The sequence below is a fragment of the Bacillus sp. 5mfcol3.1 genome, assembly GCF_900114335.1.
GTDB lineage: Bacteria > Bacillota > Bacilli > Bacillales > Bacillaceae_G > Bacillus_A > Bacillus_A thuringiensis_S.
In genome coordinates this window covers 979,678-1,004,935 of sequence record NZ_FOST01000002.1, presented here as the reverse complement: position 1 = coordinate 1,004,935, position 25,258 = coordinate 979,678, and the positions used below count along the sequence as shown (strand labels likewise).

The following is a 25,258-nucleotide window of genomic DNA, read 5'->3' as shown; positions in this document are numbered from 1 at the left end:
AGAGTGGGTTTCCCCACTCTCTTTTTCACAAAATATACATGACATGGTTATCTCGGTTTATAGTATACCATAGCAAATATTGATTTGCAAAGACTTTTCCTACCTATTAGAACAGTGATAATTGGTTTTGATCCGGCAAATCTCCTAAACAACCTTGGCTATCTAAATACTCAATAATTGTTTTCGAAACCTTACTTCGTTGCTGTAAGTCTTCTTTTGATAAGAAGTCTCCATTTTTGCGCGCTTCCACAATACTTAAGGCTGCGTTCGTACCAAGACCAGGCACTGCATTAAACGGAGGGATTAATGAGTCTCCATCAATAATAAATTCCGTTGCATGCGAACGGTATAAATCAACCTTTTGGAATGAGTATCCACGCTCGCACATTTCAAGCGTCATTTCTAGTACCGTTAATAAACTTTTCTCTTTCGGCGCTGCATCCAATCCTTTTTGAGCTATTTCATCAATTTTCACACGTATGGATGCTGAACCTTTCGCCATCGCCTCTACATCAAAATCATCTGCACGGACTGTAAAATATGCCGCATAGAATAAAAGTGCAAAATGTACTTTAAAGTATGCGATACGCACAGCCATAAGTACGTAAGCAGCCGCATGGGCTTTAGGGAACATATATTTAATCTTCTTACATGAATCAATATACCAACCTGGTACATTATTACCTTTCATGTCATCTTCCCATTCTTCCGGTACACCTTTACCTTTACGAACCGACTCCATGATTTTGAAGGCTAATGATGGATCTAAACCTTGATAGATTAAATATACCATGATGTCATCACGACAACCGATAACTTCACTCAGCGTACATGTACCGTTATAAATTAACTCATTTGCATTACCCAGCCATACGTCAGTACCATGTGACAGCCCAGAAATTTGGACCAATTCTGAGAATGTCGTTGGTTTTGTCTCTTCTAACATCTGTCTTACGAATTTCGTACCGAATTCTGGGATACCAAGTGTACCTGTTTTACAGTTAATTTGTTCTTCCGTTACCCCTAACGTTTCTGGACCAGAGAAAATTTTCATTACCTCTGGATCATCCGTTGGGATTGTTTTCGGATCAATACCACTTAAATCTTGTAACATACGAATAACGGTCGGATCATCGTGTCCTAGTATATCAAGTTTCAATAAATTATCATGAATCGAGTGGAAGTCAAAATGCGTTGTTCTCCACTCAGCACCAATTGAATCAGCAGGAAACTGTATTGGGGAGAAATCAAAAATATCCATGTAATCTGGCACAACGATTATACCACCTGGATGCTGTCCAGTTGTACGTTTTACCCCTGTACATCCCGCTACTAAGCGGTCAATCTCTGCATTCCGAATTGTTAAATTGTGATCATTTGCATAACCTTTTACATATCCATAAGCTGTTTTTTCCGCAACTGTACCAATCGTTCCAGCACGGTATACATAATCTTCACCGAACAGTACTTTCGTATAGTTATGAGCACGTGGTTGGTATTCCCCGGAGAAGTTCAAATCGATATCGGGTACCTTATCTCCTTTGAATCCAAGGAACGTTTCGAATGGGATATCATGTCCATCTTTTACATATGCCACATTACATGTCGGACAATCTTTATCTGGTAAGTCGAAACCAGAGCCTACCGAACCATCATTAAAGAATTCAGATTGCTTGCATTTTGGACAGACATAGTGTGGTGGTAATGGGTTTACTTCTGTAATTTCCATCATCGTTGCAACGAACGATGAACCTACTGAACCACGCGAACCTACTAGATATCCGTCGACTAACGATTTTTTCACAAGCTTATGTGAGATTAAATAAATAACGGCAAACCCATGTCCAATAATACTTTTCAATTCTTTTTCTAAGCGAGCCTCTACAATTTCTGGTAGTTCTTCACCATATATACTGCGTGCCATTTTATAACTCATATCACGTGTTTCATCATCGGCACCCTCAATTTTCGGTGTATATAGATCATCTTTTACCGGACGAACATCACCAATTAATGACGCAACTTTTTGTGTATTCGTTACAACAACTTCTTTCGCTTTGTCCTCACCTAAAAATGAAAAACACTCTAGCATTTCATCAGTTGTACGGAAATGTACTGGCGGTAATGAATGTCGATTTAACGGATTTGCCCCGCCCTGTGAACTAACTAAAATTTTACGATACATTGCATCTTCTGGATCTAAGTAATGCACGTTCCCTGTAGCGACAACTGGTTTATCTAACGTCTCACCTAGTTTTACTAAGTTAGAGATAATTGTTTTTAATTGTCCTTCATCTCGAACGAGTTCACGCTCTACTAAATGACGCAACACCTCTGGAGGCATTACTTCAATGTAATCATAGAACTGTGCAATTTCTTCTACCTCTTCAGGAGCTTTTTGCATCATTGCCTCAAATACTTCACCTTTATCACAAGCCGTTCCTACTAAAATTCCTTCACGGTATTTTTTTAATAGTGACCTCGGTACTCGTGGTACACGGTAAAAGTAATTAAGGTGAGAATATGAAACAAGTTTATATAAATTTTTCAACCCAACATCTGATGTGGCAAGTAACGTCATATGACTTGGACGGCCACGCTTATACGCATCCCCTTGTCCCATGCTATCATTTAATTGATCGTGATATTCAAATCCCTTTTCAATTACATCTTTCAACATTTTCACAAGTAAATATCCCGTCGCTTCTGTATCATAAATCGCACGGTGATGTTGCGTTAATTCAATATCAAGTTTTTTACACATCGTATTTAATCGATGATTTTTCATTTCTGGGAATAAGAATCGTGCAAGTTCTAACGTATCAATAACGGGGTTATTCGTTTTTTCTAACCCAGCCTTTTTAAAACCTACGTTAATAAAGCCCATATCAAAGCTTGCATTATGGGCAACAAGTGTATGGTCACCCATCCATTCCTCAAACTTTTTAAACACTTCGTCCACTTCTGGTGCATCAGTTAACATATCATCTGTAATACCTGTTAATTCAATAATCGTCGCTGATAATGGTTGATGTGGATTTGCGAAAGATTCAAAGCGATCAATGATTTCGCCACCCTTTACTTTTACGGCAGCCAACTCAATGACTGTGTCGTATACAGCTGATAAACCTGTCGTCTCAACGTCGAAAACAACATACGTTTCCTCTGCAAGTAAACGATGCGCCTCGTTATACGCTATCGGTACACCATCATTAACTAAATTCGCTTCTACACCGTATATAACTTTAACTCCAGCTTTTTTCCCCGCAGAATATGCCTCCGGGAACGACTGAGCCACAGCATGGTCTGTAACCGCAATAGCTTCATGTCCCCATTTACCAGCTTGGGCAACAAGTCTAGAAACAGGAGTAACAGCATCCATTTGGCTCATCGGAGTGTGAAGATGAAGTTCTACACGCTTTTCGCCTTCTGGCGCTTTATCTTTACGAGACGGCCCTGTTATTTCATTAATATCATTTGCAATCATTACTAAATCTCGAACGAATGTATCGTTTTGAACAGAACCACGCGCTTTCACCCACATTCCTTTTTTCAAGGATTGCAGCATTGGAATATCTTCTTTGTCACGCGAGAACATTTTGATCATAATAGAATCCGTATAATCCGTTATTTTTAAAGTTAATAACGTACGCCCACTACGAAGCTCTTTTGTTTCTACATGGAAGACATATCCTTGAACCGTTTTTCTTCTTTCTTCATCTTGAATTTCTCGCATCGGTGTAATCTCTTCATCCGGCTTAATAAGATACCCGAGTGTAATCGGTCCTTCATGCACAACGCTGCTTTCTTCAGCTTGCTTCTTCGCCATTTCTTCCATAGCTTGTATAACACGCTCGCGGTCTTCTTGCTGCGTTTGCTCACGAAACTTTTGCATTTCTTCTGCATTTTGCTGTATATGTGTGTCTAACTGGAAACGCGGGAATCCAAAAGCTTCGTATTGATCCCCCACTGGTTTCGCAACGTTTTTCTTTAAAGCAGTAGACTCCAGCTCATTATTTACATTTATTAACAACTTCACTCCATTCACCTGCGGAAGTTGCTTCTTTAAGTACGCGAACATGGGTGAAAATGTAATTCGTTCCGTACAAAGTGGCCAATACGCCCTTACTTCTTCTTCTGTAAATTGTTTATTCTCTGTTTCTAATGCAAATGTTGTTCTTGCAATATGAGAAAATGATTGCTTAAGCTTTGTTTCTAGCAATTCATATAATTCTGTAGGCAAAATACGTGGCACTTGTAAATCAAAATGCCAACTTTTATTCGCTTTATCAATAACGAGCCTTTCAATACCACCGCCTTGTAAATATTGATTTATAAGGTCGTCTGGTATTTGCAACTGCTGGAGCAAAATTTGAAATCGCTCTTGTTGTTCATTTGTTAAAGACATAAGCACTCTCCTTCCATTTGCTATTATAAATTGAAACGTACTACAAAGAAAGATTTCTTCCTTCTTCTTTTACAAAATACGTTTACAAAGAAAGAGAAGGTACCCCATTACGAGGTACCTCTTCTTATTTTAAAATATTTGCAATATATGTTTGAAGTTCTTCTACTTTTACTTCTTCAGACTCACCTGTAGCACGTACTTTCACTTCTACAATACCTTCGTCTGCTTTTTTACCAACTGTAACGCGAACTGGAAGACCGAATAAATCTGCATCTGCAAACTTAACACCTACACGTTCTGCACGATCGTCTAATAACACTTCATAGCCTTGTTCTTGTAATGAGTTGTAGATATTTTCACCCATTTCACGTTGTGCATCAGATTTCATATTTACTGGAATTACATGCACATGGAATGGTGCTACAGCTTTTGGCCAAACTAAGCCGTTCTCATCGTTAAACTGCTCTGCAATTGCTGCCACTGTACGAGATACACCGATACCGTAACAACCCATAATAAGTGGTTGTGTTTTTCCGTTTTCATCTAGGAATGTCGCGTTCATTGCTTCACTATAACGAGTTCCTAATTTGAATACATGACCAACTTCAATTCCGCGTGCGAAAAGAATTGTTCCGTTTCCATCTGGAGATTGGTCTCCTTCTTGAATGAAGCGTAAATCTGTATATTGACTTACTTTAAAGTCACGTTCTGGATTTACATTTACATAATGGAATCCTTCTTCGTTCGCTCCTGAACATCCGTTAACAATTGATGCTACAGCGTGATCAGCAATAATTTCAATATCACCTGTTACACCAATCGGCCCTAATGAACCAATTTCACAATTTAATAATTCTTTTACTTCTTCATGAGAAGCAAGCTCAACAACTGAAGCGCCGTATACATTTTTCACTTTCACATCGTTTACTTCGTGATCACCACGAACAAGTACAACTACTAATTTCTCATCTACTTTAAATACCATAGACTTAATGCACTTGTCAGCTGCAATGTTTAAGAATGCAGATACTTCTTCAATTGCTTTTTGGTCTGGTGTTGCTACTTTTTCAAGAGCTTTTTCTGCTTCGTCACTCTTCGTATACGTATCTACAACAGGAGCCATTTCGATGTTTGCTGCATAATCAGATGTGTCAGAGTATGCAATTGTATCTTCACCAACATCAGATAATACCATAAATTCATGTGTATCTTTTCCGCCCATTGCTCCAGAATCAGCAATAACTGCACGGAAATTCAAGCCACAACGAGCAAAAATGTTAGAGTATGCTTTATATAAGCGATCGTATACTTCATCTAAGCTCTCTTGTGTAGCATGGAAAGAGTATGCATCTTTCATTAGAAACTCTCTTCCACGTAATAAACCGAAACGAGGTCTTTGCTCATCACGGAATTTTGTTTGAATTTGGTATAATGTTAACGGTAATTTTTTATATGATTTCACTTCATCACGCACAAGATCCGTAATTACTTCCTCATGTGTCGCTCCTAATGCGAATTCACGAGCGTTACGATCTTTCATACGCATTAATTCAGATCCGTATGAATACCAACGACCTGATTCTTGCCATAATTCTGCAGCTTGCATAGCTGGCATTAATAATTCTACAGCTCCTGCACGCTCCATTTCTTCTCGAACGATACGTTCTACTTTGTGTAATACTTTTAATCCAAATGGTAGAAAACTATAAATACCAGAAGCATTTTGACGCATAAAACCTGCGCGAAGTAATAATTGATGACTCTTAATTTCAGCATCAGCTGGAACTTCACGTAATGTAGGACTGAATACCATACTTTGTTTCATTTATTTGCACCTCTTCATTTTACTCTTACACGCAGTAAAACCCCTCACCTCGAATTAGGTGAGGGATTTTATTCTACGAGCTCTATTTCATTATTAGTTTCATTCTATTTTACAAGAAAAACTTACGAATGTCATTCCATGTTACAACTAACATTAATAACATTAATAATGCAAAACCAATAAAATGAACCATTCCTTCTTTTTGACGGTCAATTGGTTTCCCTCGTAACGCTTCAATTAAGAAGAAGAATAAACGGCCACCATCTAAAGCAGGAACTGGTAATAAATTAAATAAACCAAGATTAATGCTTAGAACTGCCGCTAAACTTAGTACACGCGTAAATCCATAATCTACAACTTGATCTGTTAGATTATAAATTCCTACTGGACCTGACAACTCATTAATAGAAAATTGACCAGTTACTAATTTCACAAGAGATTCAAAAATTAGTTTCGTCCATTGGTACGTTTGTTCAAATCCTGATTTAATAGAACCCATTACTGTTTTCTCTACAGGAGAATAAACACCAATTCTACCAACTTCGTCTTTTCCTTCTTTATCAAGTGTTGGCGTTACTTTCACATTAAACTGTTCATTATCACGCTTTACTTGTAACGTAATTTCTTTATTCGGGTTTTCACGTACAATAGTAACAACATCTTTCCATGTACTTGTGTTTTTCCCATCAATCGCTTGAATTGTATCATTCTCTTTCAGGCCAGCTTGCTGTGCTGCACTATTATCCATCACTTTTCCGACCATTGGTTTGTCAATAGGAACCCCTTGTACAAATCCAAGAATCACAAAAATAACAAATGCTAAAATGAAGTTCATTGCAGGACCCGCAAAGATTGTTAAAGCGCGTTGACCCAATTTTTTAGAGCCAAATTGCCTGTTATATGGAGCAATTTGAATTTCTTCTCCAGCAGTAATGATGCGAGCCTTTTCATTCACTCGGAATGTTTGAAGCTCTTCCTCATACTCTTCATAGCCTGAAATCGTTAGATTATGCTCTAAATCAGCTTGTTCGACTTCAATAACACGAACATTTGGATATTTTTCATATCCATCAAAAACTAATTTCACAGCTTCGTCTTTTTCATTTAGCACAAGGCCAACCTTTTTCCCTGGCTTTAACTCAACTGTGTCTGCATCCTCGCCAGCCATTCTTACATAGCCACCCAGAGGCAGTAATCGAATCGTATACACCGTTTCATTCTTTTCAAATGAGAATATTTTCGGACCAAAACCAATCGCAAACTCGCGGCATAAAATGCCTGCTCTTTTCGCGAAGTATAGATGCCCTAGCTCATGGAAAAATACGAGTGCACCGAAAATTAATATAAAGGCAATCGCTGTATTCAATTCCATAACCACCTTTGCTAAATTTGTTCCATCACAAACCGTCTTGTGGCTGCATCAATTTCCAGAATTTCCTCTAAGCTCGGACGTGCAATGACATTGTGATGGTTCATTGCTTTTTCAATGAGGTCTTCCACTGTTAAGAAACCAATTCTCTTTTGTAAAAAAGCTTCAACAGCTACTTCATTTGCTGCGTTCATTACAGCTGGCATACTTCCACCAGCTTTTCCAGCTTCATACGCAAAACGTAAACAACGGAATCGTTCTTGGTCCATTTTCTCAAAATGCAACGTCCCTATTTCCCATAAGTTTAACTGTTTTGTGTCTGAAAGAGGCAATCTATCAGGATATGTAAGTGCGTATTGAATTGGTACTCGCATATCAGGTGAACCAAGCTGCGCCATTACACTACGATCTTCAAATTCAACCATAGAATGGATAATACTTTCTTTATGTAAAACAACATCGATTTGCTCATAAGGGATACCAAAAAGCCAATGTGCTTCAATTACTTCTAGTCCCTTATTCATCATTGTAGCAGAATCAATTGTAATTTTCGAACCCATTGACCAGTTTGGATGTCGAAGCGCATCTTCTACGGTCACATGATGCAATTCATCTCTCGTTTTATCACGGAAACTTCCACCAGAAGCCGTTATAATAAGACGAGAAATTCTTTTTTCATTTTCACCATTCAAGCATTGAAAAATAGCCGAATGTTCACTATCTACTGGAAGTAACGAAACATTATGTTTTCGCGCTGCTTCCATTACAAGATGTCCTGCAGTTACTAACGTTTCTTTATTTGCAATTCCAATTGTTTTTTTCGCCTCAATCGCACGAAGTGTCGGTAACAACCCTACGCTACCTACAACAGCATTTACTACAATCTCCGCATCTGGATGTAATGCTACTTCTAAAAGTCCTTCACTACCATATACAATTTTTGTATTACCAGAAACAGTTTGTAATTTTAAAACATCTTCCTCTCTTTGCACAGAGACGATTTGCGGAGAAAATTCTTGAATTACCTTTACTGCGTAGTCAATATTTTTCCCTACAGAAAAAGCAACGAGACGGAATTGGTCTGGGTGCGAGCGTAATACATCTAAAGTTTGTGTACCAATTGATCCGCTTGCACCTAATAAACTAATGTTTTTCATGACTCCAACCCCTCGTTCATTTATTAATTGTATTGTAATAAGAAGTAGAGAATTGGTAAAACGAATAACCAACTATCTGTTCGATCTAATATACCACCATGCCCAGGTAAAATTGTACCTGAATCCTTTACGCCATAATGACGTTTAAAAGCAGATTGTACTAAATCACCAATTTGTCCAAAAATAGAAATGATAATTGTCAGCACAATTAAAATTACTACATTCGATTCGACTGGGAAGAACACGTTGTAAACAAGTGCCACAATAATTCCACAAACGATGCCGCCTAATGAACCTTCAATCGTTTTATTTGGACTAATTTCTGGCCACAATTTTCTCTTGCCCAATGCTTTTCCTACGAAATATGCGCCTGAATCAGTAGCCCATATAACAAATAATGCACAAAACACATATTTAATTCCTAATATTCTCGTTTCATTTAAATATAAGAATCCCATTGCCACATATGTCGTTGCCATTAGTAAAAATGAAGCATTATCAAAAGTAAATGTATTCTTAGAAAGGACTGTATATGATAAAAGTAATAAAACAATCACAAATGTGATTTCCAATTTACCTAATCCAATCCATGTAAACAGTTCTGATGCACTACTTGGAATTAAAAGAATCCACAATAATACTGCAGCTAAAACTGTCGGTACTGAAATAAGCGTAAGCTTATTCATACGAATTAATTCATATAAACCTATAGAAGCAAGTGCATACACTAAAACCGTAAAAGGCACGCCACCGTATATTACGATGGGAATGAATAGCGCGGCAGCAACCACTCCAGTAATAATTCTCTGTTTCACTACCAAACCCTCTCTTTCTACACGCCTCCGAATCTGCGCCCTCTATGTTGAAAGTCAGTAATCGCATTTAGCAAATGTTCTTCTTTGAAGTCTGGCCAATACACATCTGTAAACCAAAACTCCGAATATGCAATTTGCCATAACATGAAATTACTAATACGTAGCTCTCCGCTTGTTCGGATTAATAACTCTGGATCGGGTAAAGAACTCGTCATTAAGTAGGAGGAAAGCATTTCTTCACTTACCTCTTCAGAACGAATTTTTCCTTCCTCATTATCTTTCATCATATGTTGCACAGCAGAAACGATTTCATCTCGACTTCCATAGTTTAACGCGAAATTAAGAATTAATCCCGTATTCTCTTTCGTATCTTCCATGGCTTTCTCCATCGCTCTGCGTGTATGCGTAGGAAGACGATCTTTTTGCCCTATTACTCGGACTTGTACGTTTTCTTCAATCAATTCTGGTAAAAATGTACCTAGAAATTCTTCTGGAAGCTTCATTAAATAATCAACTTCCTTTTTCGGTCTTTTCCAGTTCTCAGTTGAAAAAGCATAAAGAGTTAACACTTTCACATTAAGTTTACTTGCAAATTTTGTAATTTTCTTTACAACTTGCATACCTTCATGATGTCCCGCAATACGAGGCATTGCTCTCCTCTTTGCCCATCTTCCATTCCCATCCATAATGATGGCAATATGTTCTGGGATATATCCTTTTTTCACTTCTTCAACGAGATGATCAAACGATGTGTCCTTTTTACCTTTAAAAAAAGGAAAGTTTTTAAACATCATTCATACCCTCCAACAAGCAGACGTATGCCTAAAAGTGTAAAAAGACCCCCTTAAGAAGAGGGTCATATTTGCGAAGTTATCGCTATTACACTTCCATGATTTCTTTTTCTTTGTTTTTTGCGATTTCGTCAACTTTTGCAATATATTTATCTGTTTCTTTTTGGATATCTTCAGTATATCCTCTTAAATCATCTTCTGTAATCTCGCCAGCTTTTTCAAGCTTCTTAAGATCATCATTTCCGTCACGACGTACGTTACGAACAGCTACTTTTGCTTCTTCAGCATATTTTTTCACAACTTTAACAAGATCACGACGACGCTCTTCTGTTAATGCAGGGAATGCAATACGAATTACAGTTCCATCATTAGAAGGGTTTAAGCCTAAATCTGCTTTTAAAATTGCTTTTTCGATATCACCGATAGAAGTTTTATCATAAGGTTGAATTACAAGTAAACGTGCTTCTGGAACTGTAATGTTCGCTAATTGCACAACTGGTGTTGGTGCACCATAGTAATCAACTTGTACCTTATCTAATACAGACGAGCTTGCACGACCAGCGCGAACTGTTGCTAATTCACGAGAATAAGCAGCAACTGCTTTTTCCATTTTTTCATTTGAAGACTTCAATACTTGTTGTCCCATATTTATTTCCCCCTTACAACTGTTCCAATATTTTCGCCTAAAACGGCACGTTTAATATTACCTTTTTCCATAACTGAGAATACAATTAATGGAATATCATTATCCATACATAGAGAAGAAGCTGTAGAATCCATTACACCTAAACCTTCTTTTAATACATCTAAGTAAGTAAGCGTTTCGTATTTCGTAGCTGTTGGGTCAATAGATGGATCTGCGCTATATACGCCATCCACATTATTTTTTGCCATTAAAATAACGTCTGCTTCGATTTCCGCTGCACGTAATGCTGCTGTTGTATCTGTAGAGAAGTATGGATTACCTGTACCTGCTGCAAAGATAACAACACGTTTTTTCTCTAAGTGACGAACTGCTTTACGGCGAATGTAAGGCTCTGCCACTTGACGCATCTCAATTGAAGTTTGTACACGAGTTTGGATTCCAATATTCTCCAAGCTATCTTGAAGAGCTAATGAATTCATAACTGTAGCTAACATGCCCATGTAATCTGCTCCTGCACGATCCATGCCCATTTCACTTCCAATTTTCCCACGCCAAATGTTACCGCCACCAACAACAACAGCAACCTCTACATCAAGTTCTGCAATTTCTTTTACTTGTTCTGCAACTGACTTAATAACAGTTGGATTAATTCCAAATCCTTGCTCTCCAGCTAAAGCTTCTCCACTTAGCTTTAAAACGACACGATTATATTTCGGTTTACTCATAATGAACCTCCAATTGCTTACATCTTTATTTTAAAAAAGGGAACACAATGTGTTCCCTAATCTGTATTAGTTACTACCTTTTACTTGGTTCATTACTTCTTCAGCAAAGTTGTCTTCGCGTTTTTCGATACCTTCACCAACAGCGTAGCGAACGAATCCTTTTAATGTTCCGCCTTTAGACTCAACGAACTGACGAACTTTCATATCAGGGTTTTTAACGAATGCTTGGTCAAGTAAGCAAATCTCTTCGAAGAATTTGCCTAGACGGCCTTCAACCATTTTTGCAACGATTTTTTCAGGCTTGCCTTCGTTTAATGCTTGTTGTGTTAATACTTGACGCTCATGCTCAACTTCTTCAGCTGTTACAGCATCGCGGTCGATGTATTTAGGGTTAACTGCAGCGATGTGCATTGCAACATCTTTAGCAGCAGCTTCATCAGTAGAACCTTCAAGAACTGTTAATACACCAATGCGTCCACCCATGTGTAGGTAAGCGCCGAATGCATCTGCATCAGTTTTTGATACGATTTCGAAACGACGAAGTGTAAGTTTTTCACCAATTTTAGCGATTGCTTCATTGATGTGCTCTTCAACGTTTTTACCGTTTTCCATTGTTTGAGCCATAGCTTCTTCAACGTTAGCTGGTTTGTTAGTTAATAAGTGAGCAGCTAATTCTTTAATTAGTGCTTGGAAACCTTCGTTTTTCGCAACGAAATCAGTTTCAGAGTTTAATTCTAAGATTAAAGCGTCGTTACCGTTTGTTTCGATGAAAGTTAAACCTTCAGCAGCAATGCGGTCTGCTTTTTTAGCAGCTTTCGCAATACCTTTTTCGCGTAAGAAGTCAATTGCCTTCTCCATGTCGCCGTTAGTTTCTGTTAAAGCTTTTTTGCAGTCCATCATACCTGCGCCAGTTTTTTCACGTAATTCTTTTACCATTTGAGCAGTGATTGCCATATTTTTCATCCTCCTAAAATATGTATTTATACCTTTTATAAAGGTGTTTATACCTTAAAAAAGGTGATAAAAGGCCGAACCCCTTATCACCTTTCCAACTTTGTTACGCAGTAACAGTTTCTTCACCTTGTTTTGCTTCAAGGATCGCGTCTGCCATTTTAGATGTAAGAAGTTTTACAGCACGAATTGCATCATCGTTTGCTGGAATAACGTGATCGATTTCGTCTGGATCACAGTTTGTATCAACGATACCGATGATTGGAATGTGTAATTTGCGTGCTTCAGCAACTGCAATACGCTCTTTACGAGGGTCTACTACGAATAATGCACTTGGAAGACCTTTCATATCTTTAATACCGCCTAAGAATTTCTCAAGACGCTCTAACTCTTTTTTAAGTTGAACAACTTCTTTCTTAGGAAGTACTTCGAAAGTACCATCTTCTTGCATTCTTTCGATGTCTTTAAGACGCTTGATACGCTTTTGGATTGTTTGGAAGTTTGTTAAAGTTCCGCCTAACCAACGTTGGTTAACGAAGTACATACCAGCACGAGTTGCTTCTTCTTTAATAGCTTCTTGTGCTTGTTTTTTAGTACCTACGAATAAGATGTCTCCACCTTCAGCAGCGATGTCGCGCATCGTTCTGTAAGCTTCCTCAACTTTTTTCACAGTTTTTTGTAAGTCGATGATGTAGATACCGTTACGCTCTGTGAAAATGTAACGCTTCATTTTTGGGTTCCAACGACGAGTTTGATGTCCGAAATGAACACCAGCTTCAAGCAATTGCTTCATAGAAATTACTGACATAATATAGTTCCTCCTAAATGGTTTTTGATATCCTCCGTTTACTTCATCTCTAAGCGAAACTACAAACGTAGCACCAACACTTAAATCAGTAAACGTGTGTACTTTGTACTGACACCACTGCTTACTATATCATACTGAAATATTACAATCAAGTCGAAAATGCGAACAATGTAAAACTTTCTTTGTTCATACTCGAATTCTAGTATTACCAACCTTCATTTCTTTTAAGCAAAAAAGTAAAACACAATTAATAGTTTTCCCAGAAAACACGCTTATGGCACTTTTCACAAGCGCCATCAATCCATTGCACAAAAAAACTCTCCTCGATCGAGGAGAGTTTTTTATAAATTAGTTTGTTTTTAATTTAGCAAGTTCCTGTAGAAACTTGTCGTTTAGCACTTTAATGTATGTTCCTTTCATACCTAAAGAGCGAGACTCAATTACACCAGCACTTTCTAATTTACGTAGTGCATTTACGATTACAGAACGAGTAATTCCTACACGATCAGCAATTTTACTTGCAACAAGTAAACCTTCTGTTCCATTTAATTCTTCGAAGATATGCTCAATTGCTTCTAACTCACTGTAAGATAATGAGCTGATCGCCATTTGAACAACAGCTTTACTACGTGCTTCCTCTTCGATTTCTTCTGCTTTTTCACGTAAGATTTCCATGCCTACAACAGTTGAGCTGTACTCAGCAAGGATTAAATCGTCATCTAAGAACTCTTGACCAAGACGAGCTAATACTAAAGTACCTAGACGCTCACCACCACCAACGATTGGTACGATTGTAGTTAAACCTTGACCAAATAATTCTCTGTTTTCTACCGGGAATGCTGTGTAAGCACTGTTCACATCTAAGTTTGAAGATGTTTCTGTAATGTTGAATAAGCTTTGTGTATATTCTTCTGGGAATTGACGTTCTGCAAGCATTTGCTTCATGCGTTCGTTTTCGATTTGTTGGTGAATTGCATAACCTAGTAATTTACCACGACGACTAACTACGAATACGTTTGCTTCGATTACTTCACACATTGTGTCAGACATTTCTCTAAAGTTTACAGGCTTCCCTGCTGCGCTCTGTAATAACGCATTTAATTTTCTTGTTTTTGCTAATAATTCCATTTCAAAAGTTCCTCCTACATGTTACTCACATATTTTTTCATCACTTGGAAACTAGGGCGAGTCACCTGATGACACTATTACAAAATAAACTGGCTCACATCTTTATTTTTAGCAATTGTTGCTAATTTCTCCTCAACGTATTGAGGGGTTATCGTTATTTTCTCTAACGTAATTTCAGATGCTTCAAACGATAAATCTTCAAGGAGCTTCTCCATAATCGTATGAAGTCTTCTTGCTCCAATATTATCTGTATCCTGATTAACTTGATAAGCAATCTCAGCAATCTTACGAATAGCTTCGTCTGAAAATTCAATTTCTATACCTTCAGTCGCTAATAATGCCATATATTGTTTAATTAACGCATTGTCAGGCTCGATTAATATTTTAACAAAATCGTCTGTCGATAATTTTGTTAATTCTACTCGAATCGGAAATCTCCCTTGCAATTCCGGAATTAAATCCGACGGTTTAGACATATGGAACGCTCCAGCTGCAACGAATAAAATATAATCCGTTTTTACTGATCCGTATTTTGTCGCAACATTCGACCCTTCTACAATTGGCAAAATGTCACGTTGCACACCTTCACGTGATACATCTACGCTATTCGACTGCTTACCAGCAATTTTGTCAATTTCATCGATAAAAATAATCCCGAGCTGTTCAGCACGATAAACAGCCTCTTGTGTAACTTCATCCATATCAATTAAGCGCTGTGCCTCTTCATTTGTCAAGAGTTTTCTTGCTTCTTTTACAGAAAGTTTACGTTTTTTTGTTTTTTTCGGCATAAAACTCCCTAACGCATCTTGGAAATTCATTCCCATTTGCTCCATGCCAGTTCCTTGTAACATATCAAACATTGACGACTGTTGCTCAGTCACTTCAATCGATACAATCTCTTCTTCAAGAAGCCCTGCAGCAAGCTTTCTCTCCACATCTTGACGTTTCTTTTCGATTTCACCATCTTCTTGTGTATCAGACGTTTGACTCGAATTTTGAGCGCCCCCAAAAAGCATCTCTAATGGATTTTTAAATCCAGATTGCTTCTCCGGACTCGGTACTAAAATTTCAACAAGACGTTGATTCGCTTGCTCTTCTGCTTTATCTTGAACTTTCACTACCATTTCTTCTTTTACGATACGAACCGATGTTTCCACAAGGTCACGTACCATCGACTCTACATCTCTACCCACATATCCAACTTCTGTGAATTTTGTAGCCTCAACCTTAATAAAAGGTGCTCCAACGAGTTTCGCCATTCGTCGTGCTACCTCTGTTTTCCCAACACCTGTCGGTCCAATCATCAAAATGTTTTTAGGTGCTATTTCATCACGTAAATTTTCAGCTAATTTACTGCGACGGTATCGATTTCTCAACGCTACAGCAACCGCTTTCTTTGCGTCTTTTTGACCGATGATATATTGATCTAATTTTTCCACAATTTGGCGCGGAGTAAAATGTAAATGCATATAAAATGCCTCCCTTACGATTCTACAATTCTTCAACAATTATGTTGTGATTCGTATAAACACAAATATCACCAGCAATCTCTAAACTCGCTTTCGCAATTTGTTTCGCTGTTAAGTGTTCACTTGCATATTGCTTTAAAGCACGACCTGCAGAAAGCGCATAATTTCCACCAGATCCAATTGCTAAAATACCATCATCCGGTTCAATCACTTCTCCTGTACCTGAAACAAGAAGCATAGTTGTTTTATCCATGACAATGAGCATCGCTTCTAGTTGACGTAACATTTTATCGCCACGCCATTGTTTTGCCATTTCAACAGCAGCACGCTGCAAGTTGCCATTATACTCTTCTAATTTCCCTTCAAACATTTCAAAAAGAGTAAATGCATCAGCAACTGAACCTGCAAAACCAGCTAAAACTTTACCTTGGAAAAGTCTGCGAACTTTACGAGCTGTATGTTTCATTACAACAGCATTTCCCATTGTCACCTGACCATCTCCAGCCATTGCACATTCTCCATTATGATGAACTGCAAATATCGTTGTAGCGTGGAAATTCCCCATAGAAAAAACTCCTTTATTTGTTTTTATAGCTTTTAAAGCAATTTATGCCCGCGGGTGATGCTTCATGTAAACAGAACGCAATCTTTCTTTAGATACATGCGTATAAATTTGTGTAGTCGACAAATTCTCATGACCTAATAGCTCCTGTACAGTACGTAAATCCGCCCCTTCATCTAACATGTGTGTAGCAAATGTATGCCTTAACATATGGGGACTTATCCGCATTGTCAGTGACGCCTTTTTAATGAGTTCATTTAAAACATAACGTACTCCACGACTTGTTAGCGGTGTACCTTTCGCATTTAAAAATACCATACGAGAGTCTTCGTCAGTCTTATTAACTAACTGTTTTCTCCCATTCTCTATATAAGTAATTAAAGAATCTTGCGCATAGCTTCCGAACGGAATATACCTTTGTTTTTTTCCTTTTCCCATTACTAAAATTGTTCCCACCGCAAAGTCAATATCGGTAAGTTGTAAATTGACACATTCACTCACACGGATTCCAGTCGCATACATCAACTCTAATAAAGCTTGATTCCTTTGACCTAATGGTGTTCCCGTGTCAGAAACTTCAAATAATTCCTCTAACTCTTCAGCATATAAAAACTTTGGGATTGACAATTCTTTTTTGGGGAGTGACGCAAGTGCAAACGGATTATCTTTTCGATAACCTTCACGCATCAAAAAACGATATAAACTTCGTAAGCTTGATACTTTTCTTGCGACAGATTTACGGGCTAACTTTTCATCGTGCAACGTCGTTAAGTACAAACGAACATCCGCGTATGTAACGTCTAAAAAAGAGGATATGCCTTCTCGCTCCATAAATTGCACAAAATGTTCTAAATCATTTTGATAACTTGCAATTGTATATTTTGAATAATTTCTTTCAATTTGTAAATATCCAACGAATAATTGTAACAATTTCTTCACATTCACACAACTCACCTCAATAAAGGCTACTAAATCGTATCACAACTTAGTAGCCTTTGCAAGAAATTTAACTAAATATTTACAAAATTTTGAATTGTTTCTAAAGCTCGTGTTGCGTATGCTTCATTTCGTTCCGCTTTCTTTTTGATCTTTTTCTCTAACGGTGCAAATAGACCGAAGTTTGCATTCATCGGTTGGAAGTTTTTAGCATTTGTTGCCGTAATGTAATTTGCCATGCTACCCATTGCAGTTACTGACGGTAATACAACTGGCTCTTCACCTTGCACAAGACGTGCAGCATTAATTCCCGCTAATAATCCTGATGCTGCTGATTCAACATATCCCTCTACTCCAGTCATTTGACCAGCGAAGAATAAATCATCACGTTGTTTATATTGATATGTTGGACGAAGCAAATTAGGTGAATTAATAAACGTATTACGATGCATTACACCATAACGTACAATCTCTGCATTTTCCAGTCCCGGAATTAACTGTAGCACTTCTTTTTGTGGTCCCCATTTTAAATGCGTTTGGAAACCTACGATATTGTATAAAGTTCCCGCTGCATCATCTTGACGCAACTGAACAACAGCATATGGCGTTTTTCCTGTTTTTGGATCTTCCAATCCAACAGGTTTCATAGGTCCAAATACTAGCGTCTGTCTCCCTCTACTTGCCATAACTTCTACTGGCATACAACCTTCAAAGAAAATTTCTTTTTCAAACTCTTTTAAAGGCACTGTCTCAGCAGCAATTAAAGCCTCATAAAAACGGTCAAACTCTTCTTCTGTCATTGGGCAATTTAAATATGCAGCTTCACCTTTGTCATAACGCGATTTTAAATATACTTTATTCATGTCAATGCTGTCTTTTTCTACGATTGGTGCTGCCGCATCGTAGAAATAGAAATAATCTTCACCTGTTAGTTCTTTTAATTGTGCAGCAAGATCAGGAGATGTAAGTGGACCTGTTGCAATAATTGTTGGTCCTTCTGGAATTTCAGTAAGCTCTTCGTTCACTACAGTTACATTCGGATGGTTTTTTACGTATTCTGTTACTTTAGCTGCGAACTCATGACGGTCTACAGCTAAAGCACCTCCAGCTGGTACAGAGCACTCGTCTGCCGCACGAATAATTACAGAATCCATTAAACGCATTTCCTCTTTAATAACTCCAACTGCATTTGTTAAAGTGTTTGCACGAAGTGAGTTACTACATACTAATTCAGCAAATTTATCTGTGTGATGAGCTGGTGTTTGCCTTACCGGCCTCATTTCATATAATCTAACTTGGACACCACGTTTTGCAATTTGGTAAGCTGCTTCACTTCCTGCAAGACCTGCGCCAATGACGTTTACTACTTGTGTTGTCATTTATATCACCTTTCCTTTTCTTCCCGAAAAAAATGTGAGCAGTTACGCTCACATTTGTTGTTCTTCTTCATAATCGCACGAAATACATTGTACTTGCACGCCTTTTTTTAACTTTTTCTCTACAAGCATGCCTTCACACTTCGGACATTTACGACCAATTGGCTTATCCCAAGATACAAAGTCACACTCTGGATACGTACCGCATCCATAGAAAAGACGTTTCTTTTTGTTACTGCGACGCTCAATAATTTGTCCTTCTTCACATTTCGGACAAGTTACACCGATTTCTTTCACAATCGCTTTTGTATTACGACAATCAGGGAAATTCGAACAAGCCATAAACTTCCCGTATTTACCCATTTTAAAGACCATTGGATGTCCGCATAATTCACAGTCTTCCCCAGCTGGCTCATCTTTAATTTCCACTTCACGCATTTCTTTTTCCGCTTTTTCTAAGCGCGGTTCAAATCCTACGTAGAAATCATCAACAATTTTCACCCAATTGGCATTTCCTTCTTCTACTTCATCAAGGCTTCGCTCCATATTGGCAGTAAATTCAATGTTAATAATTTCTGGGAAAAACTCTAAAATAAGTTCAATTACTATTTCACCAAGTTCAGTCGGAACGAAGCGTTTATTATCCAAACCTACATATCCACGTTTTTGAATCGTTTCAAGTGTAGGTACATAAGTCGACGGTCTTCCAATTCCAAGTTCTTCAAGTGTTCTTACTAGACGGGCCTCTGTATAGCGCGGAGGAGGTTGTGTAAAATGTTGCTTCGGTTCTAAATCCTTTGAAAATACAGTTTCCCCTACTTCTAAAGGCGGCAACATCTTATCCTTTTCTTCCGCACCATCATCTTTCGACTCTACATACACTTTCATAAATCCTGGGAACTTTACAACCGATCCACTTGCACGGAACTGAACATTGTTATTAATGAGTCTCGCTGTCACAGTATCCATTATAGCAGACGCCATTTGACTTGCAACAAATCGCTCCCAAATCAATTTATATAATCGAAGTTGATCACGACTTAAGAAACTTTTCAGTTCCTCTGGCTTTCTCATTACCGAAGTAGGACGAATTGCCTCATGTGCATCTTGTGCATTTGACTTTTTCGATTCTTTCTTCTTTTCTGTTCCTATGTATTCCGTACCATACGCTTCAGTGATGTAAGTACGTGCCTCTGTTTGAGCTGTTTCTGAGATACGTGTTGAATCAGTTCTCATATACGTAATAAGACCTACAGTTCCTTGTTTTCCAAGATCTATCCCTTCATACAATTGCTGTGCAAGCATCATCGTTTTCTTTGCTCGCATATTTAACTTACGTGCTGCTTCTTGTTGCAAGGAAGATGTTGTAAACGGTAATGCAGGATTACGTTTTCGCTCTTTGCGCGTTACATTTTCAACTGAAAACGCATTGTCTTTCATCTGTTCAATTATTTCATTCACTTGCGTTTCATTCGTTAATTGAACTTTTTCACCATCTACACCGTAAAAACTTGCTTCAAATGTGTCTTTTCCTTTTACAAATTCTGTTTTAATTGTCCAGAATTCTTCAGGTTCAAAGCTTTGAATTTCTTTTTCACGTTCGATGATTAAACGAACTGCTACAGATTGTACACGCCCTGCACTTAATCCTTTTTTTACTTTCTTCCATAATAAAGGACTAATATTGTAACCAACAAGACGATCAAGTATGCGTCTTGCTTGTTGTGCATCTACTAAATCCATATTAATTGCGCGAGGATGTTTAAATGATTCTTTGATTGCATCTTTCGTAATCTCATTAAACACAACCCGACAATCTGATTCAACGTCCACATTTAACGTATTCGCTAAATGCCAAGCAATCGCTTCCCCTTCGCGGTCTGGATCGGCCGCGAGATAAACTTTCTTTGCTTTTTTCGCCGCTGATTTTAAATCCTTTAAGACGGGACCTTTACCACGAATGGTAATATACTTCGGGGTGAAGTTGTTCTTTACTTCTATCCCCATTTGACTTTTTGGCAAATCGCGAACATGTCCCATAGACGCGACAACTTTGTATTTTTTCCCTAAATATTTCTCAATGGTCTTCGCCTTAGAAGGCGACTCCACGATTACGAGGTAATCTGACATGCTAGTGCCTCCTTAAGAGGTGGATTCAAGTCTTCATTAATCTTATTGATTTCTCTTGTTTTTGTCAATCAAGAATGAATATACCATACAGTGCCAATCTACCATTTGTCAATAATTGTTTAATAAAAATTTAAAAATATAAGGTTAATTTAAAATCTCCTCCAAGATATCTTCTGCATTTCTTACTAATTTTGCTCCTTGTTGAATAAGATGATTCGTTCCCGATGCCCCCTCTATAAATATAGGTCCAGGAAGCGCAAACACCTCTCTATTTTGCTCTAACGCAAGGTCTGCAGTAATAAGTGTTCCACTTCTCGATTTGGCTTCTACAACTAAAACACCTTTACTTATACCACTAACAATCCGGTTCCTTTTTGGAAAATACCATTTTTTCGGTGCATAGTGCGGAGGATACTCTGTCAATAACAATATATATTCCTTCCACATTTCATATAAATGTCTATTTTCTTTCGGATACATAAACGACAATCCGTGCCCTAATATCGCAATAGTCGGGCAATGATGCCTTACTGTAATCTCATGAGACATTGTATCTATCCCTTTTGCAAACCCACTGACAATAAGCCACTCTCTTTCTAATAAAGGGTGTAAAATAAACTTCAAACTCTCATGACCATATAATGATGGTTCTCTCGTTCCAACAACTGCTAATTTATTTACTTTATTGAGAAAATCTTTTTCTCCTTTTCCATATAAAACGAAGGGAGGATCTTGTATTTCACGTAATAATTGCGGATAATTTTCATCCCATATCGTTATATAAAAAATACGATTTTTCTCTAAATAAGATATATATTGCGGAAGATTTGAACTTTGAAGAAATTTCACTAGTTCTGAAGATTTTTTCGAGGATATTCCAGTGTAGTATTCCATTTGTTTTTCGTTAAAAGTATATATGTTCTTTAATTCTGGATCGACATATAGTAGCCTCTCCATCGCTTTCCAATAATCTGCTAGCAAGTAATGAAGATGTAATAATCGCTCTCTTTTCATCTCAATTCTCCTTACCCATAATTTTTATTATGTAAACAGAAAAAGTGTAAAAAGACACCCTCAAGTAAGAGGGTGTCTTTCAACAGATTAATAGTTTTTGCAAGTCTCAAATAAACCTTTTTCTTTTAAAACAGAGATTAGCGTTTCTCCCATAACTGCTGGAGTTTCAGCTACTTTAATGCCACAAGCTTCCATTGTTTTAATCTTTTCAGCAGCAGTTCCTTTACCGCCAGAAATGATTGCACCAGCATGGCCCATACGTTTGCCAGCAGGCGCTGTTTGACCACCAATGAAGCCTACAACAGGTTTTGTCATATTAGCTTTTACCCATTCAGCTGCCTCTTCTTCTGCTGTACCGCCGATTTCACCAATCATAATTACAGCATGTGTTTCTTCATCTTCATTAAATGCTTTTAACGCATCAATAAAGTCTGTACCGTTAACAGGGTCCCCGCCGATACCTACAGCAGTAGATTGTCCAATACCCTCTTGTGTTAACTGGTGTACAGCTTCATACGTTAAAGTACCAGAGCGCGATACGATACCTACATGACCTTTTTTATGAATGTATCCTGGCATAATACCGATTTTACATTCATCAGGCGTGATAACACCTGGGCAGTTTGGTCCAAGTAAACGTGTATGTTTACCAGCCATATATCTCTTTACGTTTACCATATCTAATACAGGAATTCCTTCAGTAATACATACTACTAAATCAATTTCTGCATCAACTGCTTCCATAATTGCATCAGCCGCAAAAGCGGGTGGAACGTATACAACTGAAGCGTTTGCGCCTGTTGCTTTCACTGCATCTTCTACAGTATCAAATACTGGTACACCTTCAATATCAGTGCCACCTTTACCTGGCGTTACACCACCGACAATTTTCGTACCGTATTCAATCATTTGTTTTGTATGGAATAAACCTTGAGAACCTGTAATACCTTGAACAATAACTTTTGTATCTTTATTAACTAATACGCTCATTTTTCTCCCCCGCTTTCTATTAGCCCACTAGTGAAACAATTTTTTGTGCACCGTCTGCCATAGATTCTGCTGCAACAATATTTAAGCCAGACTCATTTAAAATTTTCTTACCTAGTTCTACGTTTGTACCTTCAAGACGTACAACTAAAGGTAACTCAAGACCTACCTGTTTCGTTGCTTCAATAACACCTTCTGCAATAACATCACACTTCATAATGCCACCAAAAATGTTAACGAAGATACCTTTTACATTTTTGTCAGAAAGGATAATTTTGAATGCTTCTGTAACTTTTTCAGCAGTTGCACCGCCACCAACATCTAAGAAGTTAGCTGGGTCACCGTGGTAATGTTTAATGATATCCATTGTAGCCATCGCTAAACCTGCACCATTAACCATACAACCGATATTTCCATCTAAAGGAATGTAGTTTAAGTCGTATTTTGAAGCTTCAATTTCTTTTGCATCTTCTTCGTCAAGATCACGAAGCTCTAAAATGTCTTTATGGCGATATAACGCATTAGAATCAAAGTTTAATTTTGCATCTAGTGCCATAACTTTACCTTCACCTGTTGTAACAAGTGGGTTAATCTCAGCGATAGAGCAATCTTTTTCAATAAACGCACGGTATAAGCCCATCATAAACTTCACAGCTTGTCCTACAAGCTCTTTTGGAATATTGATGTTAAATGCAATTCGGCGCGCTTGGAAACCTTGTAAGCCTACTGCCGGATCAATATATTCTTTAAAGATTTTTTCAGGTGTTTTTTCTGCTACTTCTTCAATTTCTGTTCCGCCTTCTTCAGAAGCCATTAAAACAACTTGAGAAGTTGCACGATCTAAAACTAGACCTACATAATATTCTTTTTTAATATCGCAACCTTCTTCGATAAGTAAGCGTTTTACTTCCTTACCTTCAGGACCTGTTTGATGTGTCACAAGTGTAGTTCCTAAAATGCTTTCTGCATATGTACGAACTTCATCTAAATTTTTTGCAACTTTTACTCCGCCAGCTTTGCCGCGTCCACCAGCGTGAATTTGTGCTTTCACTACACATACATCTGTTCCTAATTCTTTCGCTGCTTCTACAGCTTCTTCTACTGTAAATGCAACCTTCCCGTTCGGAACGCTAACCCCATAGCTTCTAAGGACTGCCTTACCTTGGTACTCATGGATATTCATGGTCCCATCCTCCCCTGTTTTCCTGTTTTACTCGAAAAGTTTTTTAATGTTTAAAAAACATTACATTGCCATTGTATAAGATGATTGGCACGCTGTCTACAATAAAGTGTCAGAAAACTGAAATCGCTTTATTCTTTTTCGAAAATAGTAATGTTTATATGCCAAAATAAAAAATAAGCTGCATATTTACAGCTTATTTTTGAATCATATCTTTAATTGGCGCGAATGACTTTCGGTGTTCCTCTAATACTCCATGCACTTCAATTGCCTCTAAATGTTGCTTTGTGCCATATCCCATATGTTGCTCAAATCCGTATTCAGGATACTTCTCTCCCAGTTCTTTCATCATACGATCTCTCGTTACTTTTGCGATAATGGATGCAGCTGAAATCGAAACACTTTTCGCATCACCTTTAATAATTGAAGTTTGCGGAATTGGTGTGGGAAGCTTCATCGCATCAATTAATAAATGTTGGGGTGTATAAGATAAATTTGCAACAGCATCTAACATCGCTTGTTTCGTTGCTTGGTAAATATTAATTTCATCAATAACTTGCGGTGATACAATTCCAACTCCAATTGCAATCGCTTGTACTTTTATTTCATCATAAAAACGCTCACGTTTCGCTTCACTCAGCTTTTTTGAGTCATTTAACCCTGGAATATAAAAATCCTCAGGAAGAACGACAGCTGCCGTCACAACAGGCCCAGCCAATGGCCCGCGCCCTACTTCATCAATACCTGCGATATATGTGACCCCTTTTTCACGCAAAGCATTTTCATACTTGGACATTTCAAAAAACTTCTCTTTTTCTTTCTGTTCTAACTCTTTTTGTTTATACCACTTCAAAACGAGCTTTTGAACGCCTTTTCGCTCATCTTTCATTAACAGTTGAAAGCGATCATCTTCTTCATTCATAATTTCTTTAAATACATTTTCCGCTTCTTTTATCGTCATTGTTTGCATTTATACAAGCT

20 protein-coding genes are annotated in these 25,258 nt (G+C 37.8%); all 20 read right to left on the bottom strand.

Translation table 11 applies throughout. From position 1 onward, the window contains the following. Nucleotides 1–106: 106 nt before the first annotated feature. The 20 genes from BM089_RS14670 to BM089_RS14575 all read right to left on the bottom strand — a co-directional run bounded on the left by BM089_RS14670 (nucleotide 107) and on the right by BM089_RS14575 (nucleotide 25,247). Complete coding sequence (locus BM089_RS14670) at nucleotides 107–4,408, bottom strand: PolC-type DNA polymerase III (protein WP_053563760.1); 4,302 nt, start codon at nucleotides 4,406–4,408, stop codon at nucleotides 107–109. Between the two features lie 124 nt (nucleotides 4,409–4,532). Beyond that, nucleotides 4,533–6,233, bottom strand: coding sequence for a proline--tRNA ligase (locus BM089_RS14665; protein ID WP_090977191.1), 1,701 nt, complete (start codon nucleotides 6,231–6,233; stop codon nucleotides 4,533–4,535). A gap of 109 nt (nucleotides 6,234–6,342) precedes the next feature. Further along, the gene (rseP, locus tag BM089_RS14660) at nucleotides 6,343–7,599 is read right to left on the bottom strand and encodes an RIP metalloprotease RseP (RefSeq protein ID WP_001090233.1); all 1,257 of its coding nucleotides are present in this window, start codon (nucleotides 7,597–7,599) and stop codon (nucleotides 6,343–6,345) included. A gap of 17 nt (nucleotides 7,600–7,616) precedes the next feature. Then, nucleotides 7,617–8,759: a 1-deoxy-D-xylulose-5-phosphate reductoisomerase gene (dxr, locus tag BM089_RS14655; RefSeq protein ID WP_000790379.1), complete on the bottom strand. Its 1,143-nt coding sequence runs from the start codon at nucleotides 8,757–8,759 to the stop codon at nucleotides 7,617–7,619. 23 nt (nucleotides 8,760–8,782) lie between these two features. Next, nucleotides 8,783–9,574 carry a phosphatidate cytidylyltransferase gene (gene cdsA, locus BM089_RS14650; RefSeq protein ID WP_000813592.1) on the bottom strand — a complete coding sequence of 264 codons (792 nt, stop codon included), beginning with the start codon at nucleotides 9,572–9,574 and terminating at the stop codon, nucleotides 8,783–8,785. Nucleotides 9,575–9,591: 17 nt separating this feature from the next. Beyond that, nucleotides 9,592–10,368 carry an isoprenyl transferase gene (gene uppS / locus BM089_RS14645; protein WP_000971296.1) on the bottom strand — a complete coding sequence of 259 codons (777 nt, stop codon included), beginning with the start codon at nucleotides 10,366–10,368 and terminating at the stop codon, nucleotides 9,592–9,594. A gap of 85 nt (nucleotides 10,369–10,453) precedes the next feature. Next, nucleotides 10,454–11,011, bottom strand: a complete 558-nt coding sequence (gene frr / locus BM089_RS14640; protein ID WP_000531505.1) for a ribosome recycling factor — start codon at nucleotides 11,009–11,011, stop codon at nucleotides 10,454–10,456. Between the two features lie 2 nt (nucleotides 11,012–11,013). Continuing rightward, complete coding sequence (pyrH, locus tag BM089_RS14635; RefSeq protein ID WP_000042669.1) at nucleotides 11,014–11,736, bottom strand: UMP kinase; 723 nt, start codon at nucleotides 11,734–11,736, stop codon at nucleotides 11,014–11,016. Nucleotides 11,737–11,802: 66 nt separating this feature from the next. Then, on the bottom strand, nucleotides 11,803–12,690 hold the full coding sequence (tsf, locus tag BM089_RS14630) for a translation elongation factor Ts (protein WP_001018577.1): 888 nt from the start codon (nucleotides 12,688–12,690) through the stop codon (nucleotides 11,803–11,805). A gap of 103 nt (nucleotides 12,691–12,793) precedes the next feature. After that, nucleotides 12,794–13,495, bottom strand: coding sequence for a 30S ribosomal protein S2 (rpsB, locus tag BM089_RS14625; protein ID WP_000111485.1), 702 nt, complete (start codon nucleotides 13,493–13,495; stop codon nucleotides 12,794–12,796). A gap of 348 nt (nucleotides 13,496–13,843) precedes the next feature. Further along, on the bottom strand, nucleotides 13,844–14,623 hold the full coding sequence (gene codY, locus BM089_RS14620) for a GTP-sensing pleiotropic transcriptional regulator CodY (protein ID WP_000421290.1): 780 nt from the start codon (nucleotides 14,621–14,623) through the stop codon (nucleotides 13,844–13,846). Between the two features lie 77 nt (nucleotides 14,624–14,700). After that, complete coding sequence (gene hslU, locus BM089_RS14615; RefSeq protein ID WP_000550085.1) at nucleotides 14,701–16,092, bottom strand: ATP-dependent protease ATPase subunit HslU; 1,392 nt, start codon at nucleotides 16,090–16,092, stop codon at nucleotides 14,701–14,703. Between the two features lie 22 nt (nucleotides 16,093–16,114). Continuing rightward, a complete protein-coding gene (gene hslV, locus BM089_RS14610) occupies nucleotides 16,115–16,657 on the bottom strand; it encodes an ATP-dependent protease proteolytic subunit HslV (RefSeq protein WP_000526274.1) in 543 nt (180 codons plus the stop codon). A 42-nt stretch (nucleotides 16,658–16,699) separates the two neighbouring features. Continuing rightward, entirely contained in the window at nucleotides 16,700–17,599 is a 900-nt protein-coding gene (gene xerC / locus BM089_RS14605) for a tyrosine recombinase XerC (protein WP_001101245.1), read from the bottom strand. 65 nt (nucleotides 17,600–17,664) lie between these two features. Beyond that, nucleotides 17,665–18,969: an FADH(2)-oxidizing methylenetetrahydrofolate--tRNA-(uracil(54)-C(5))-methyltransferase TrmFO gene (gene trmFO, locus BM089_RS14600; protein WP_000213006.1), complete on the bottom strand. Its 1,305-nt coding sequence runs from the start codon at nucleotides 18,967–18,969 to the stop codon at nucleotides 17,665–17,667. A 48-nt stretch (nucleotides 18,970–19,017) separates the two neighbouring features. Continuing rightward, nucleotides 19,018–21,096: a type I DNA topoisomerase gene (gene topA / locus BM089_RS14595; RefSeq protein WP_090977190.1), complete on the bottom strand. Its 2,079-nt coding sequence runs from the start codon at nucleotides 21,094–21,096 to the stop codon at nucleotides 19,018–19,020. Nucleotides 21,097–21,240: 144 nt separating this feature from the next. Further along, nucleotides 21,241–22,110 carry a DNA-processing protein DprA gene (dprA, locus tag BM089_RS14590; protein ID WP_000818046.1) on the bottom strand — a complete coding sequence of 290 codons (870 nt, stop codon included), beginning with the start codon at nucleotides 22,108–22,110 and terminating at the stop codon, nucleotides 21,241–21,243. An 87-nt stretch (nucleotides 22,111–22,197) separates the two neighbouring features. Continuing rightward, nucleotides 22,198–23,100: a succinate--CoA ligase subunit alpha gene (gene sucD / locus BM089_RS14585; protein WP_000115178.1), complete on the bottom strand. Its 903-nt coding sequence runs from the start codon at nucleotides 23,098–23,100 to the stop codon at nucleotides 22,198–22,200. 19 nt (nucleotides 23,101–23,119) lie between these two features. Then, a complete protein-coding gene (gene sucC, locus BM089_RS14580; RefSeq protein WP_001020790.1) occupies nucleotides 23,120–24,280 on the bottom strand; it encodes an ADP-forming succinate--CoA ligase subunit beta in 1,161 nt (386 codons plus the stop codon). A gap of 193 nt (nucleotides 24,281–24,473) precedes the next feature. After that, nucleotides 24,474–25,247 carry a ribonuclease HII gene (locus tag BM089_RS14575; RefSeq protein WP_090977189.1) on the bottom strand — a complete coding sequence of 258 codons (774 nt, stop codon included), beginning with the start codon at nucleotides 25,245–25,247 and terminating at the stop codon, nucleotides 24,474–24,476. Between the last annotated feature and the right edge of the window lie 11 nt (nucleotides 25,248–25,258).